The organism is Massilia scottii (assembly GCF_030846495.1).
Taxonomy (GTDB): domain Bacteria; phylum Pseudomonadota; class Gammaproteobacteria; order Burkholderiales; family Burkholderiaceae_D; genus Telluria_A; species Telluria_A violaceinigra.
Genome location: NZ_JAVCWM010000016.1, coordinates 15,609 through 28,732 on the forward strand (window position 1 = coordinate 15,609; position 13,124 = coordinate 28,732).

The 13,124-nt window shown below is 63.3% G+C and carries 11 protein-coding genes; all 11 read left to right on the plus strand.

Annotated features, from left to right (window positions below; translation table 11 throughout):
- The first annotated feature begins 2 nt into the window (after positions 1–2).
- Positions 3–1,529, plus strand: coding sequence for a sugar ABC transporter ATP-binding protein (locus RBA41_RS21460; protein WP_306626295.1), 1,527 nt, complete (start codon positions 3–5; stop codon positions 1,527–1,529).
- Entirely contained in the window at positions 1,526–2,569 is a 1,044-nt protein-coding gene (locus RBA41_RS21465; protein ID WP_374709583.1) for an ABC transporter permease, read from the plus strand. Before RBA41_RS21460 ends, RBA41_RS21465 begins: the two co-directional genes overlap by 4 nt.
- The gene (gene yjfF / locus RBA41_RS21470; RefSeq protein ID WP_306626296.1) at positions 2,566–3,549 is read left to right on the plus strand and encodes a galactofuranose ABC transporter, permease protein YjfF; all 984 of its coding nucleotides are present in this window, start codon (positions 2,566–2,568) and stop codon (positions 3,547–3,549) included. Before RBA41_RS21465 ends, yjfF begins: the two co-directional genes overlap by 4 nt.
- A gap of 33 nt (positions 3,550–3,582) precedes the next feature.
- A complete protein-coding gene (locus tag RBA41_RS21475) occupies positions 3,583–4,536 on the plus strand; it encodes a glycoside hydrolase family 43 protein (RefSeq protein WP_306626297.1) in 954 nt (317 codons plus the stop codon).
- 57 nt (positions 4,537–4,593) lie between these two features.
- Entirely contained in the window at positions 4,594–5,535 is a 942-nt protein-coding gene (locus tag RBA41_RS21480) for a LysR family transcriptional regulator (protein WP_306626384.1), read from the plus strand.
- A gap of 40 nt (positions 5,536–5,575) precedes the next feature.
- The gene (locus tag RBA41_RS21485) at positions 5,576–6,067 is read left to right on the plus strand and encodes an acyl-CoA thioesterase (RefSeq protein WP_306626298.1); all 492 of its coding nucleotides are present in this window, start codon (positions 5,576–5,578) and stop codon (positions 6,065–6,067) included.
- 201 nt (positions 6,068–6,268) lie between these two features.
- Positions 6,269–7,411, plus strand: a complete 1,143-nt coding sequence (locus RBA41_RS33505) for an OmpA family protein (protein ID WP_374709584.1) — start codon at positions 6,269–6,271, stop codon at positions 7,409–7,411.
- Positions 7,412–7,614: 203 nt separating this feature from the next.
- Positions 7,615–9,030 (plus strand): ice-binding family protein, encoded by a 1,416-nt coding sequence (locus tag RBA41_RS21500; RefSeq protein ID WP_306626299.1) that lies wholly within the window; start codon positions 7,615–7,617, stop codon positions 9,028–9,030.
- 51 nt (positions 9,031–9,081) lie between these two features.
- Positions 9,082–10,227 (plus strand): OmpA family protein, encoded by a 1,146-nt coding sequence (locus tag RBA41_RS21505; RefSeq protein WP_306626300.1) that lies wholly within the window; start codon positions 9,082–9,084, stop codon positions 10,225–10,227.
- 317 nt (positions 10,228–10,544) lie between these two features.
- Positions 10,545–11,957 carry an ice-binding family protein gene (locus RBA41_RS21510; protein WP_306626301.1) on the plus strand — a complete coding sequence of 471 codons (1,413 nt, stop codon included), beginning with the start codon at positions 10,545–10,547 and terminating at the stop codon, positions 11,955–11,957.
- Positions 11,958–11,979: 22 nt separating this feature from the next.
- The gene (locus RBA41_RS21515; RefSeq protein WP_306626302.1) at positions 11,980–13,119 is read left to right on the plus strand and encodes an OmpA family protein; all 1,140 of its coding nucleotides are present in this window, start codon (positions 11,980–11,982) and stop codon (positions 13,117–13,119) included.
- The last annotated feature ends 5 nt before the right edge of the window (positions 13,120–13,124 follow it).

Here is a 13,124-nt window from a genome sequence, read left to right on the forward strand (position 1 = left end):
CCATGAGTGAGGCATGGCAAGCCGCGGCCCCGGTGCTGGAGCTGCGCGGCATCAGCAAGCAATTTCCCGGCGTGAAGGCTCTGAGCGATGTGGGCCTGAAACTCTACGCGGGCGAAGTCCACACCCTGATGGGCCAGAACGGCGCCGGCAAGTCCACCCTGATCAAGGTGCTGACGGGCGTGTATGCGCCCGACAGCGGCACCATCGTCATGGAAGGGCAGGAGATCCGCCCGGGCTCGACCCAGGATGCGCAGCGCCTCGGCATCAGCACCGTGTATCAGGAAGTGAACCTGTGCCCGAATTTGTCGGTGGCCGAGAACATTTTTATCGGGCGCTATCCGCGCAAGTTCGGCATGGTGGACTGGGCCGGCATGCGCGCGCAGGCCGCCGTCTTGCTGGAGCAGCTTGAAGTGCGCATCGACGTGCGCGCCCAGTTGTCCAGCTTTCCGCTGGCGATCCAGCAGATGGTGGCCATTTCGCGCGCGCTCAACATTTCCGCGCGCGTACTCATTCTCGACGAACCGACCTCCAGCCTCGACGAGGCGGAAGTGCAACTGCTGTTCCGCGTGCTGCGCAAACTGCGCGACCAGGGCATGGCGATCCTGTTCGTCACCCATTTCCTGGACCAGACGTATGCGATCTCGGACCGTATCACCGTCATGCGCAACGGCGAACGCGAGGGCGAATATGCCTGCGCCGAACTGTCGCGCCTGGCGCTGGTGAACAAGATGGTGGGCGCGCCCGATGCCAGCGAGCATCCGGCCGAGATGGTCCATGCGGGCGCCGCGCAGGCAGCGCCAGCGACCTTGCTGCAAGCCCGCGGCCTGGGACGCAAGGGCGCGCTGGCGCCGCTCGACCTCGACCTCCGCGCCGGCGAAATGCTGGGCCTGTGCGGGCTGCTCGGTTCCGGCCGCACCGAGGCGGCGCGCCTGCTGTTCGGGGCCGACAGGGCCGACAGCGGCACGATCCGCATCGGCGAGCGTACCCAGCCGTTCGGCTCGCCGCGCGACGCCATCGAAGCCGGCATCGGCTTTTGCTCGGAAGACCGCAAGCACGAGGGCGCGATCCTGGAACTGTCGGTGCGCGAGAACATGATCCTGGCGCTGCAAGCGCGCGCCGGCATGCTGCGTGCGATTCCCTTGCGCCAGCAGCAGGCGCTGGCGCAGGACTATGTAAAGTGGCTGGGCATCAAGACTGCCGATATCGACACGCCGATCGGATCATTGTCCGGCGGAAATCAGCAAAAAGTGCTGCTGGCGCGCTGGCTGGTGACCGCGCCGGCGATGCTGATCCTCGACGAACCCACGCGCGGCATCGATGTGCGCGCCAAACAGGAAATCATGGATTACGTTAGTGGACTTTGTCGCAAAGGGATGGCAATTCTGTTCATCTCCTCCGAACTCCCTGAAGTTCTGCGCTGCAGCGACCGCCTGGTCGTGATGCGCGACCGCAAGGCATGCGGCGAATACCAGCGCGGCGAACTGGACGACACGTCGGTGCTGCAAGTTATTGCCGGAGAAACGGCGTGACGGCCGCGCAGGCACAGGCCGCATCGAAGGACGACGCGTCGGCAACGCTGGCGTCGCTGCTGCGCCATCCGCTGTTTCGTCCGCTGGCGGCGCTGGCGGTCCTGCTGCTGATCGACCTGATCACCATCCCCGGCTTTTTTCATCTGTCGATCAAGGATGGCCACCTGTACGGCAGCCTGGTCGATATCGTCAACCGCGCCGCGCCGCTGATGCTGGCCGCGCTCGGCATGACCCTGGTGATCGCCACGCGCGGCATCGATATTTCGGTCGGCGCCGTGGTGGCGCTGTCGGGCACGGTGGCGGCCATGCTGATCGGCGGCGGTCCGCAGGCCGAGACGCCGCTGGTGTGGGCGCTGGCGGCCGCCATGGGCGCGGCCCTGCTGTGCGGACTGTGGAACGGGGTGCTGGTGTCAAGCCTGGGCTTGCAGCCGATCGTGGCCACCTTGATCCTGATGGTGGCGGGCAGGGGACTGGCGCAGCTGCTGACCGACGGGCAAATCGTCACCGTCTATTACGAACCCTTCTTTTTCCTCGGCGGCGGCTACTTTGCCGGCTTGCCGTTTTCGCTGACGGTGGTGGCGCTGGTGTTCGCGGCCATCGCGCTGATGATGCGCAAAACCGCGCTCGGCCTGTTCATCCAGGCGGTCGGCATCAATCCGGTGGCGGCGCGCCTGGCGGGCCTGAAGACGGCGTCGCTGATCGTTTTTGTCTACGTGTTCTGCGCCGCCTGCGCCGGGCTGGCCGGGCTGATGATCAGTTCCAACATCAAGAGTGCGGATGCGAACAATGCCGGCCTGCTGCTCGAACTCGACGCCATCCTGGCCGTCACCCTGGGCGGCACCTCGCTCGCTGGCGGCAAGTTCAGCCTGGTCGGCAGCGTGATCGGCGCGCTGATCATCCAGACCCTGACCTACACCATCTACTCGCTCGGCGTGCCGCCGGAAGTGAACATGGTGGTCAAGTCGGTCGTCGTGTTTCTCGTGTGCCTGTCGCAATCGGCTGAGTTCAAACAATTGTTTTCGCGTGCGAGGGCTGCATGAAATCGCCTTACTTCACCCCGCTGGTCACGGTCGTCCTGCTGCTGGCCATGCTCGGCATCGGCGGCGCCGTGTATCCGGGCTTGCTGTCGGTCCAGGTGATTCTGAACTTGCTGATCGACAATGCGTTCTTGCTGGTGCTGGCCATCGGCATGAGCTTTGTGATTCTGTCCGGCGGCATCGACCTGTCGGTCGGCTCGGTGCTGGCGCTGGCCACCATGATCTCGGCCTGGCTGCTGCAGGTGGCGCACTGGCCGCCGCAGGCCGTGATCGCCATCGTGCTGCTGCTGGGCGCGCTGTTCGGCGGCGGCATGGGCGCGATGATTCATTACTTCAAGCTGCAACCGTTCATCGTGACCCTGGCCGGCATGTTCCTGGCGCGCGGTCTGTGTTACCTGATCAGCATCAACTCGATCACCATCGAGGATCCGCTGTACCTGGCCATGTCGCAAACCCAGCTGGGCTTTTTGGGCGGCTTCGTCTCGCCGAGCGCGCTGATCGCGCTGCTGATGCTGGCGCTGGCCATTTTCCTGGCCCACTTTACCGCCTTCGGGCGCGGCGTGTACGCCATCGGCGGCAACGAGCAGTCGGCCCTGATGATGGGCTTGCCGGTGGCGCGCACCAAGGTGCTGGTGTACGCCTTCAGCGGCTTTTGCGCGGCGCTGGCGGGGGTGCTGTTCTCGTTCTACATGCTGTCGGGCTACGGCCTGCATGCCCAGGGCACCGAACTCGATGCCATCGCCGCGGTCGTCATCGGCGGCACCTTGCTCAGCGGCGGATATGGCTATGTGGCTGGCGCGCTGTCCGGCGTGCTGGTGCTGGGCACGATCCAGACGCTGATCGCCTTCGACGGCACGCTCAGCTCGTGGTGGACCAAGATCGTCATCGGCGCCTTGCTGTTCGTGTTCTGCGTGGTCCAGCGCCTGATGGCCATGGGCGCTGCGCGGCGCGCGGCCCGGCCCGGCCTGCGCGGCCCGACCTGAACTCATTCCAACTACCAGCAACAGGAGACATACATGATCAAATACGCACTGGGCGCACTCGCGCTCGGCTTCGCCACGGGCCTTGCCTCGGCGGCGAACCCGATCGTCAGCAATATCTTCACGGCCGACCCGGCGGCGCTGGTCGACAAGGGCCGCGTGTATCTGTACGTCGGCCACGACGAAGCCGAGCTTGAGGGCAAGGATTACGTGATGAAGGAATGGCGCGTGTATTCCTCATGCGACATGAAAACGTGGAAAGACCACGGCTCGCCGGTGCAGTATTCGACCTTCAAGTGGGCCGGGCGCGATGCCTGGGCGGGCGACGTGGCCAAGCGTAACGGCAAATATTATTTCTACTCCACGGTCGATCACAAGACCATTCCCGGCAAGGCCATCGGCGTGGCCGTGTCCGACAGCCCGACCGGACCGTTCGTCGATGCGCGCGGCAGCGCCCTGGTGAGCAACGACATGACCAAACACACCGACATCTTGTGGGATGACATCGACCCGGGCGTGTTCATCGATACCGATGGCCAGGCCTGGCTGTACTGGGGCAACACCGTGCTCAAATACGCCAGGCTGAAGAGCAACATGACCGAGCTCGACGGCCCGATCATGACGCACACGATCGATTCCTTTACCGAAGCGCCGTATGTGCACAAGCGCGGCGCCACCTACTACCTGTCGTACTCGCGCTATTTCCCTGAAGAGATGGTCTACGCCATCAGCACCAGCCCGGCCGGACCGTGGACCTTCAAGGGCGTGATCATGGACAAGAACGAGAAGGTCAAGACCATTCACCAGGCGATCATCGACTTCAACGGCAAGTTCTACGTGTTCTATCACAACGCCAATTTGCCGGGTGGGGGCGAATTCAGGCGCTCGGTGGCGGTGGAAGAGTTGCATTACAACGCCGATGGCAGCATCAAGTTCGTGCCGCAAACAGCCAGCGGTCCGGCCGCCAACCCGTCGCCGGGCTGCCAATGATATCCGGATCGGTATGTTGCAGTGCATACCGATATTATTTAGGGGTATGATCCCATGATGGAGACACTCAACCCCAACTGGTTTTTAAAGGCGCGCCTCAAGACGCGACAATTGCTGCTGCTGATCGCGCTCGACGACCACCGCAACATCCACCGCGCCGCCGAGGCGCTGCACATGACCCAGCCGGCGGCCTCGAAGCAGATCAAGGATCTGGAAGAGATGCTCGACGTCAAGCTCTTCGATCGCTTGCCGCGTGGGATGGAGCCGACCATGTTCGGCGAAACCATGGTGCGCCACGCCCGCATGGCGCTGACCAGCCTGGCGCTGGCGCACGATGACATCCTGGCCCTCAAGGCCGGGCTGGCGGGGCAGGTGGAGGTCGGCGTGATCATGACGCCGGCCATGGCGCTGCTGCCGCGTGCGATTGCGCGGATCAAGCAGCATGCGCCCATGCTGCGGATCGGCGCGCATGTAGAAGCGAGCAATATCCTGCTCGACAAGCTGCAGCACGGCACGCTCGACTTCATGATCGGGCGCATCCTCGAAAAAGAGAATTCCGCCGGCCTGATCTATGAAGAATTGAACGAGGAGCCAGCTTGCGCGGTGGTGCGCGTCGGCCATCCGCTGCTGGAGGTCGACCAGCTGGAGTTGAAGCACATCGCCGGCCAGCCCTGGATCCTGCCGCCGCACGGCAGCATTTTGCGCCACCGTTTCGACATGATGTTCCGCCGCGCCGGGCTCGATATTCCGGTCAACGTGGTCGACACCACGGCGCTGCTGCTCATTACGGCGCTGCTGCAGCAGACCGATTCGCTGCACGTGATGCCGGTCGACGTGGCGCAGTATTACGCCTCGCTCAATGTGCTGAGCATCCTGCCGATCGAGTTGCCGTGCAAGATGGATGCCTTCGGTATCATCCGCCAGAAAGACCATCTGCTATCGCCGGGCGCGGAACTGCTGCTGCAGGCGGTGCGCGACACCGCGCAGGAAATGGTTTGAGCCTCCCACCACCTTTGCGAGTACCTTCATGAGCAACGACATGACCCCCGTGCGACCGCGCGAGATCACCCTGCGTTTCCTGGCCGAGCCCACCGACGTCAATTTCGGCGGCAAGGTGCACGGCGGCGCCGTGATGAAATGGATCGACCAGGCCGGCTACGCCTGCGCGGTCGGCTGGAGCGGCTATTACTGCGTCACCGTGTATATCGGCGGCATCCGCTTCTATAAACCGATCTTCATCGGCCAGATCGTGGAAGTGAAGGCGATGGTTGTTCATACAGGCAACTCCAGCATGCACATCGCCATCGATGTCTCGGCCACGGAACCGAAGACCGGCGCGCGCCAGCGCACCACGCGCTGCCTGATCGTGTTCGTGGCGGTCGACAATGCCGGCGACACCGTCAAGGTGCCGGCCTGGACCCCTGTCGACGAAGACGACAAGCGCTTCGAGCAGTACGCCATCCATATGGCCGCGTTGCGTAAAGAGCAAGAAGACGAACTGCAGGCGACGGAAACCGCGCCGCCTGTGTGACAGGAACGCCACAGTTTGTTGGTTTTTGGTGAAAACTTTTCAATTTCCAAACAGTTATGTTCGCTACCGAACCGAACCACTGTTGTGAATAAGGAATAGTGGATACCGAGCTAAGCACAAAAGCATTAGCGATACACGACATCAGCGATAAACCATCCGGGCAGCCAGTCTGTCCGACACATACATACGAGAGAATACAACATGACCCTGACTAAGAAAATCGGTACTCTGAGCGCAATCGGCTTCGCAATGCTGGCAGGACAAGCGTCGGCACAAGACCAGTTCGTGAATCCAGAGTGGGCAAACAGCGCCACCTACATCGGTGCCGGTATCGGCCAGTCGCGCAGCTACACCAAGGCGGCTCCAGTGATCAAGAACCTGAACGGTCAGGGCGGCATGGTCAATTCGTGGCGCACCGACGAAAAAGACATGGGTTACAAATTGTTTGTTGGTAAGCAACTGAGCCGCTACTTCGCAGTGGAAGCCGGTTTCTTTGACCTGGGCAACTTCAACGTCAAGACCACCAACAACTTCGGCGGCGTTGTCAACGCCGAGCAGAAGTACAAGGGCGTGAACCTGGACATGATCGCGCAACTGCCGATGAGCGAGCGTTTCTCGGTCTATGGCCGTGCCGGTATGCATTACACCAAGGCATCGACCCGTTTCACCGGTAACCGCGCTGTCGGTTTGTTCGCTGGCGAAAAGAGCGAGAAGAAGCTGAACCCGAAATTCGGCGTTGGCCTGGAATACAAATTCACCGAAGCGCTGGCCCTGCGCGCCGAAGCTGAAAACTATCGCATCGACGACGCACTGCGCAGCAACGGCAACACCAAGCTGTACTCGATGAACCTGGTCTACAAGCTGGGCCGTCCGGCAGCATCGGCACCAGTGCCAGCACCGGCGCCAGCGCCAATGCCGGAAGCCACGCCAGCACCAGCGCCGGCACCAATGCCAGCACCAGCGCCGGCACCAGTGCCAGTGTCGGAAAAAGTCTCGTTCGCTGCTGAAGCCCTGTTCGACTTCGACAAATCGGTTGTCAAGCCAGAAGGCAAAGCCGCTCTGGACGATCTGCTGAACAAGCTGCAAGGCATGAACACCGAAGTCATGGTTACCGTTGGCCACACCGACTCGGTCGGTTCGGACGCGTACAACCAGAAACTGTCGCTGCGCCGCGCTGAAGCCGTGAAAGCCTACATCGTGTCGAAAGGCGTGGAAACGTCGCGCGTCTACACCGAAGGCAAGGGCGAGTCCCAGCCAGTTGCTGACAACAAATCGGCAGAAGGCCGCGCTAAAAACCGTCGCGTGACGGTTGAAGTGGTCGGTACCCGTACCACCGCCAAGTAAGCTTCCGCTGTACTGAAAAAGCCGCCGTGCCCGCAAGGGCCGGCGGCTTTTTTGCATTAACGGCTGAGTGTGTTGCTACGGTAATGAATATTTTTCGGTTTAAAGGCCTATGTACGATGGCGAACGGAGCGGGGGGTGACAAAAGGCAATAGTGAATGACGTTGCCGCTGTCCGGCCACATGCCCCAACCCAAAGGAATAAAAATGAAAATCATGACACATGCGAGGGCGCTGATCTGCACCGCAGGCTTGCTCGCCGTTTCCCTCCTCGCCGCATGCGGCGGCGGCGGCGATCAGGGCCGCGACCCGATTCTTGGCCAGCCGGCCGCTGCCCTGGTCAGCGTCGCCGTTACGCCAGCCAACGCCACGGTCCTTACCACTGAAACGCGCCAGTTCACCGCCACCGCCACCTATGCCGATGGCACATCGCGCGACGTGACGTCGACCTCGGCCTGGCTGTCCGCCTCGCCCGGCATTGCCGGCGTGAGCGCCGCCAACGGCCTGGCCACCGGCGTGACTGCCGGCAGCGCCGCCATCAGCGCCACCTTTTCCAGCAAGACCGGCGCCGCCACCCTGGTCGTGACGGCACCGGTGCCGCCGCCTCCGCCCGTGGTGACCTTGTCGTCCATCGCGATCACGCCGGCGACTGCGTCCATCTTAGTGGGCTCGACCCAGCAATTCATCGCCATCGGCACCTATTCGGACAAGTCGACCGCCATCATCACCAATTCGGTGACCTGGAACTCGGCCACCAACGCCAATGGCACGATCGCCGCATCCGGCATGGCCTCCGGCGTCGCCGCCGGCACCACCGCGATCAGCGCCAGCGGCGGCGGCCAGACCGCCAGCGCCGTCCTGACGGTCACCGCGGTGCCAGTCGTTCCACCAGTCGTGCCGCCAGTCGTGCCGCCAGTCGTACCGCCAGTCGTGCCGCCAGTGGTGCCGCCGGTCGTGCCACCAGTGGTGCCGCCGGTCGTTCCACCAGTGGTGCCGCCAGTCGTGCCGCCAGTCGTACCACCAGCCGCCGACATCAGCCTGGGCCGTGCAGCCAGCTTTGCCGTGCTCGCAGGTACGTCGATCACCAATAATTCCGGTGGTACCACCCTGGTCACCGGTGACGTCGGTGCACCTTCGCAAACCACCGCGCCAACCCAGTCCGCCGGCTACGCCAACTACAGCTCCGGCCCGATCCTGGCGGGCGCACTGGAAGACTTGCAAGTTGCCGTGACCAGCGCCAACAGCCAGACCTGCACCGTCAGTTCCGCTTCCGGTGTCGATCTCGGCGGGCTGGTGCTCACCCCGGGCGTGTATTGCTACGCCGGCGCCATCAGCATCACCGGCACGCTGACCCTCAACGGTCCCGGCGTCTACATCTTCCGCACCGCTTCGACGCTCAACAGCACGGCCAATGCCATCGTGGCGCTGACCGGCGGCGCATCGGACGGCAGCCTGTACTGGATTCCGGCCGGACCGACCACCCTCGGTGCCAACGGCGTCTTCAAGGGATCGATCCTGAGCCAGTCGGCCGCCATTACCGTCGGCGACAACACGAGCCTGTTAAGCGGCCGTGCACTGAGCGGCGCCGCGGTCACCCTGCGCAATAACAAGATCAGCAAATAATTCACAAACAAGCAGCCAACAAGCCGACTTAACATTTTCCGAAAGCACATCATGACAATAGCAAAACACATCGGCGCCCTGAGCGTCATCGGCTGCGCCCTTCTGGCGAGCCAGGCGGCACGGGCGGACGAGCCCTTCGTCAACCCGGAGTGGGCCAACAGCGCCTGGTACATCGGCGCCGGCATCGGCCAATCGCGCGCCAATATCGACAATGAGCGCCTGACGCGCAGCCTGACCGCCAATGGCGCCAGCCTGAACTCGTTCAAGGTCGACGAGCGCGACCTGGCCTACAAGCTGTTCGTCGGCAAGCAGCTGAACCGCTACTTTGCGGTCGAGGCCGGCTTTTTCGATCTGGGCAAGTTCGGCTTCGATGCGAGCACGTCCCAAAATGGCCGCCTGGTTGGCGAAGCGGGCTTTCGTGGCGTGAACATGGATCTGGTGGCGCAGCTGCCGATGTCCGACCGTTTTTCGGTGCTGGGCCGGATCGGCATGAACTACGCCAAGGCCAGCACGCATTTCAGCGGCAACCGTCTGTTCGCGGTGACCAATCCCCACCCGAGCGAGCGCAAGCTCAATGCCAAGGCCGGACTGGGCCTGGAATTCAAGTTCAGCGAAGCGCTGGCCCTGCGCGGCGAAGTCGAGCGCTACCGCGTCAACGATGCCGTGGGCAACCGCGGCGATGTCGACATGGCGTCGCTCAGCCTGGTGTACAAGCTGGGTCGCCCCGCAGCGAGCCGGCCGGCACCGGTCGAGCCGATGCCGGCGCCAGCGCCAGTGACGGTCGCGCCGGCGCCGGCACCGGCTGCGCCAGCGCCTGCCGCGCCGGTGGCCGTATCGGAAAAAGTATCGTTCGCCGCCGAAGCGCTGTTCGACTTCGACAAGTCGGTGGTCAAGCCGGAAGGCAAGGCCGCGCTCGATGATTTGCTGAACAAGCTGCAAGGCATGAACACCGAAGTGATGGTCACCGTCGGCCATACCGATTCGGTCGGCACCGACGCCTACAACCAGAAGCTGTCGATGCGCCGTGCCGAAGCGGTGAAGGCGTACATCGTCTCGAAAGGTGTCGAGGCGGGGCGCGTGTACACGGAAGGCAAGGGCGAAACGCAGCCGGTTGCCGACAACAAGAGCGCCGAAGGCCGTGCCAAGAACCGCCGCGTGACGGTGGAAGTGGTCGGCACCCGCAGCGTCAACAAGTAATACCTCGCCAGCAACTGTTGCCTAACCGGGGTCAGAGCTCCGACTCGAAACATTTCTTAATTGGGGTCAGACCCCTTTTATGTCGGCGGCAATTTTGTTGCAAGGGCGGCGTGAGCGCGACATGCGCCGCCGCCCCATTTTTTTGCCGGAACAAGGCAATAAAAGAGCCCTGCAGGACTTTCCCGTTGTGTTTTAGTACAATGTTGCCAATCTTTAAGCCGTTATGTTCGCTGGCGCACGGAACACCCTGATGCGCAGGAGAATAGTGTTGAATACACCTCGTAACGGCGAGAAATTATCTTCCCAAGGACGCTTTAATGAACATCAAAAAATATACAACCACTCTGTTATGCGCGACCGGCCTGCTGGCCGTGTCCGTGCTGGCAGCTTGCGGCGGCAGCAGCGACCGCGGCCGCGATCCGATTCTGGGCCTGCCGGCCGCGGAACTGGTCAGCGTCACGGTCACGCCGCCAACGGCCACCGTGCTGACCGGCGCCAGCCAGCAATTCATCGCCACCGCCAGCTATGCCGACGGTACCTCGCGCAACGTGACCGATGTGTCGGTATGGGCCTCGGCCTCGCCTACCATCGCCCGCGTGACCCCGTCCGGCGGCCTGGCCACCGGCCTGACCCCTGGCAGCGCCGCCATCACCGCCGCCTTCGGCGCCAAAACCGGCGCGGCCACCCTGGTGGTCAACGCACAGGTACCGGTCAACCCGCCCGCGGTCATCAGCGTGACCGGCCTGTCGGTGACCCCGGCCGCCGCCAGCGTGCGCGTAGGCGCCAGCCAGCAGTTCACCGCGATCGCCACGTATTCCGACAGCTCGACCGCCGTCATCACGAATGACGTGAACTGGACCTCGGGCAGCACCGCCATCGCTACCGTTGCCGCTTCGGGCAGCGCGACTGGCGTTGCCGTCGGCAATACCGTGATCACGGCCAGCTCGGGCGACAAGAGCGCCACCGGCGCCCTGACCGTCACGCCTGCACTGATCATCGATCCGCCGCCGGTCGTTCCGCCAGTCGTTCCGCCAGTGGTGCCACCGGTCGTTCCGCCAGTCGTGCCACCAGTGGTGCCGCCAGTGACCAACCCGCCGGTCGTGACGCCACCAGTCATCGACGCACCTCTTGACGGCGGCATCGGCCTTGGCCGCGCACGCGAATTTGCCGTGCTGGCGGTAACCACCATCACCAACAACGCCGGCGGCACCACCCTGGTGACCGGTGACGTCGGTGCGCCGGTACAGAATGTCGAGCCGGCGCAGCCGCTGGGCTTCCGCAACGTCAAGTCCGGTTTCGAGCTGAGCGGTCCATATGAAGATCTGCAAATTGCCGTGATCAATGCCAATAACCGTCCTTGCGCGATCCTGTCGGACGCCGGCATCGACCTCGGTGGACTGGTGCTCCAGCCTGGCGTGTACTGCTATTCCGGCGCGATCAGCCTGACCGGCAAGCTGACCCTGAGCGGCAACGGCCCGTACATTTTCCGCGCCAAGTCGACCCTGACCACGATGGCCAACTCCAGCATTGAACTGATTAACGGTGCACGCGCCGACAATCTGTTCTGGGTGCCGGTCGAGGCGACCACGCTGGGCGCCAACAGCGCGTTCAAGGGAACTGTCCTGAGCCGTGGCGAAGACATCACGGTGGGCGACGGCGCCACGGTGTTGAACGGTCGTTTGCTGAGCGGCAAGGCTGTAACGCTGCGCAACAACAAGATCACCAAATAAGAAAAATTTTTGAGAGAGAGCAATGACATTCATTAAAAAAGCGGGCCTCATGGGCGCCATCGGCTGCGCCCTGGTCGCAGGGCAGGCAGCGGCAGCGGACGACGTCTTCATCAACCCGGAGTGGGCCAACAGCGCCTGGTACGTCGGCGGCAATATCGGCCAGACGCGCGCCAACGTCGACGACGTGCGCCTGATCCGCAGCCTGACCGCCAATGGCGCCGGCCTGAACTCGTTCACGGCCGACGAGAAAGATGTCGGCTACAAGCTGTACGTCGGCAAGCAGCTGAACCAGTACTTCGCGGTTGAAGCAGGCTTCTTCGACCTGGGCAAGTTCGGCTTCAAGTCGACCACTACCCAGAACGGCACGCTCAACGGCGAAGCCGGTTTCCGTGGCGTCAATCTGGACCTGGTGGCGCAAGTGCCGCTCTCGCAGCGCTTCTCGGTATTCGGCCGCGCCGGCATGAACTATGCCAAGGCGACCACGCGCTTCCATGGTAACCGCCTGTTCGCGGTGACCAATCCAAGCCCGAGCGAGCGCAAGCTCAACGCCAAGGCCGGCTTCGGCCTGGAATACAAGTTCAGCGAAGCGCTGGCCTTGCGCGGCGAAGTCGAGCGCTACCGTGTCAACGATGCCGTGGGCAACCGCGGCGATGTCGACCTGTTCTCGGTGGGCCTGGTCTACAAGATCGGACGTCCGGCTGCCAAGCCGGTCGCTCCGGTCGAGCCGGCGCCGGCGCCAGTGGTGCCGGTCGTGGCGCCGGCCGCGGCCCAGCCGCCGGCCGAGCCAGCCAAGCCGATGAATCCGGTCTCGGAAAAATCGACTTTCTCGGCCGAAGCCGTGTTTGCCTTCGATAGCTCGGTGCTGCGCCCGGAGGGCAAGGCATCGCTCGACGAGCTGCTGAGCAAGCTGCAAGGCATGGATGCCGACGTCATGATCACGGTCGGCCATACCGACTCGATCGGCCGCGCCGCGTACAACGAGAAGCTGTCGCTGCGCCGCGCCGCGTCGGTCAAGGCGTACCTGGTGTCCAAGGGCGTCGATGCCGCGCGCGTCTACACCGAAGGCAAGGGCGAAACCCAGCCGGTAGCCGATAACAAGACGGCGGAAGGCCGCGCCAGGAACCGCCGCGTGACGGTGGAAGTGGTCGGTACGCGCCGCTAAGCCGA

What these genes read in the sequence shown, in the direction of transcription:
- yjfF (WP_306626296.1), top strand. Translation starts at nt 2,566, where the DNA reads ATGAAATCGCCTTACTTCACCCCGCTGGTCACGGTCGTCCTGCTGCTG.
- RBA41_RS33505 (WP_374709584.1), top strand. Translation starts at nt 6,269, where the DNA reads ATGACCCTGACTAAGAAAATCGGTACTCTGAGCGCAATCGGCTTCGCA.
- RBA41_RS21515 (WP_306626302.1), top strand. Translation starts at nt 11,980, where the DNA reads ATGACATTCATTAAAAAAGCGGGCCTCATGGGCGCCATCGGCTGCGCC.
- RBA41_RS21500 (WP_306626299.1), top strand. Translation starts at nt 7,615, where the DNA reads ATGAAAATCATGACACATGCGAGGGCGCTGATCTGCACCGCAGGCTTG.
- RBA41_RS21510 (WP_306626301.1), top strand. Translation starts at nt 10,545, where the DNA reads ATGAACATCAAAAAATATACAACCACTCTGTTATGCGCGACCGGCCTG.
- RBA41_RS21480 (WP_306626384.1), top strand. Translation starts at nt 4,594, where the DNA reads ATGGAGACACTCAACCCCAACTGGTTTTTAAAGGCGCGCCTCAAGACG.
- RBA41_RS21460 (WP_306626295.1), top strand. Translation starts at nt 3, where the DNA reads ATGAGTGAGGCATGGCAAGCCGCGGCCCCGGTGCTGGAGCTGCGCGGC.
- RBA41_RS21485 (WP_306626298.1), top strand. Translation starts at nt 5,576, where the DNA reads ATGACCCCCGTGCGACCGCGCGAGATCACCCTGCGTTTCCTGGCCGAG.
- RBA41_RS21475 (WP_306626297.1), top strand. Translation starts at nt 3,583, where the DNA reads ATGATCAAATACGCACTGGGCGCACTCGCGCTCGGCTTCGCCACGGGC.
- RBA41_RS21505 (WP_306626300.1), top strand. Translation starts at nt 9,082, where the DNA reads ATGACAATAGCAAAACACATCGGCGCCCTGAGCGTCATCGGCTGCGCC.